Consider the following 1,846-nt stretch of genomic DNA (forward strand, 5'->3'; position numbering starts at 1 on the left):
TTGTGGTAGCCTGCAGGAGGGGGGTTTTGGTTGGCATACCTTACCAACCCCCCTCCTTTTTTCCTCCTGTCAAGTCCCTACGGAACAAAGTGATGAGAGGTCAGTAGAAGGCCCTGTTGCGTTTATTTCGTTTATGTGCTACACTAAGGTTGCTATGAGCGGTCTCCTCTTCACGCCTGGCGTCTCCCCAGAAGTGCTCCGCCAGTTCCAGGAACAGTTAGCGCCTGGCAAGACTTTGCGCCTGGAGGAAGCCACCTTGGTTCTTACCCCCGGACTCGCCCAGCTCCTGCAAGACCTTCTGGCGGCGCTTCTCCGGGACGAGCCGGTGCGGATTGTTCCCCTGGAGGCGGAGCTTACCACCGGTCAGGCGGCGGAACTCCTTGGAATTTCCCGGCCTTACCTTGTCCGCCTCTTGGAAGAAGGAAAAATCCCCTACCGCAAGGTGGGGACCCACCGGCGGGTTCTGGCCAAGGACCTCCTAGCCTACCTGGAAGCCACCAAGAAGAAGGGGCAGGCACTTTTGGACGAACTCATCCAGGAGGGTCAAGAACTGGGCCTTGGGTATACGGAGTGAGGGGCGTGGCCTTGGCCTTGGGGGGAGGGGGCGTGCGGGGGTACGCCCACCTGGGGGTGCTTTGGGTCTTGGAGGAGGCGGGCATCCCTATCCGGGGCCTGGCGGGAAGCTCCGCCGGGGCCCTGGCCGCCTGCGCCTGGGCCTTCGGCCATAAGGACCCCTGGAAGGTGCACCAGGCGGTCTTTGACAAGGAGGTAGCGAACCTGAGGCGTGCGGGAAACCTCCGCCTCCTCGCCCGCCTCTTCTCCGCCCTTAGGCGGCAGGCCCTGGCGGACACCGCCAAGGTGGCCGAGGGCCTGAAGCGCCTCTTTGGAGAGGCCAGGCTCGAGGACAGCCCCATCCCCCTGGCCATCCAGGCGGCGGACCTCCTCACGGGGGAGGCGGTGGTCCTCCGGCAAGGCCCGGCGTGGAAGGCGGTGTTGGCCAGCGCCGCCATTCCCGGGCTCTTCCCCCCGGTGGCCTGGGAAGGGAGGCTGTTGGTGGACGGGGACGTGGCGGAGAAGGTGCCCGTGCGGGCAGCCAAGGCCCTTTTTCCCAAGGTGGTGGCGGTGGACGTGTCCAACCCCCCGCCCAATGAGCCGCCCAAGACGGCCCTCGAGGCCGTCCTCCTGGCGGGCGAAGCGAGCCGCAGGCGGCTTAAGGAGCTGGCCCTGCAGGGGGCGGACCTGGTCCTCTCCCTAGACCCCCCCTTCCCCATAGACACCTTTGACCACGAAAAGCTTCCCCTGGTCTACACTCTCGGGCAGAAGCGCGCCCAGGAAAAGCTTCGGGAAATCCAGGCCCTATCTCGCCTGCGCCTCAAGGACCTCCCCCACCTCCTCGCCCCAAGGCCGCCTCGGCCCGCCTGAGGAGAAGGGTGAACCCCAAAAGGCCCAAGGGGAAAAGGGCAAGACCAAAGGGCCAAAGGAGAAGCCCCATAACCCCGAGGAAAAAGGCCAGGGAAGCCCCAAGCCCCGCCGCCACCAAGGGGGCAAGGGGGGTTTCCTCCTTTAGGGCTTGCGTCCCGAGCCAAAGGAGCCAACCCCCGCCCAGGAAGGCCAAGGGCCAAAGGGAAGGGTGCCCAGCCCTGGGCACCAGGGGAGCGAGAAGGAAGAGGAAAAGCCCCTGTAGGCCCAAAAGGGAAAGGGCGTAAAGGCGAAGCCCCCTCCGGCGATGAGGGTAGGGAGCCTTGGGGTCGGCCAAGGCCCTTAGTGCCTGGAAGAAGGGGTCCACGGTTCAATGGTGCAGCACCCGCTCCAGGAAGGCCCGGGTCCTTTCCTCCCTGGGCCGGGT

Annotated in this window: 3 protein-coding genes; 2 read left to right on the plus strand and 1 reads right to left on the minus strand. The window is 65.3% G+C overall.

All coding sequences use genetic code 11. The annotated features are described in order from the left end of the window. The first annotated feature begins 154 nt into the window (after positions 1–154). Positions 155–574: a helix-turn-helix domain-containing protein gene (locus L0D17_RS13015; protein WP_243095680.1), complete on the plus strand. Its 420-nt coding sequence runs from the start codon at positions 155–157 to the stop codon at positions 572–574. After that, complete coding sequence (locus L0D17_RS13020; protein ID WP_243095681.1) at positions 571–1,422, plus strand: patatin-like phospholipase family protein; 852 nt, start codon at positions 571–573, stop codon at positions 1,420–1,422. The genes L0D17_RS13015 and L0D17_RS13020 overlap by 4 nt, the downstream gene beginning before the upstream one ends. On the opposite strand, the gene L0D17_RS13025 is transcribed toward L0D17_RS13020, so the two are convergent. After that, positions 1,373–1,786: a hypothetical protein gene (locus L0D17_RS13025; RefSeq protein WP_243095682.1), complete on the minus strand. Its 414-nt coding sequence runs from the start codon at positions 1,784–1,786 to the stop codon at positions 1,373–1,375. The two genes, L0D17_RS13020 and L0D17_RS13025, sit on opposite strands and share 50 nt — an antisense overlap. Between the last annotated feature and the right edge of the window lie 60 nt (positions 1,787–1,846).

The organism is Thermus thalpophilus (assembly GCF_022760915.1).
GTDB classification, from domain to species: Bacteria; Deinococcota; Deinococci; order Deinococcales; family Thermaceae; genus Thermus; species Thermus thalpophilus.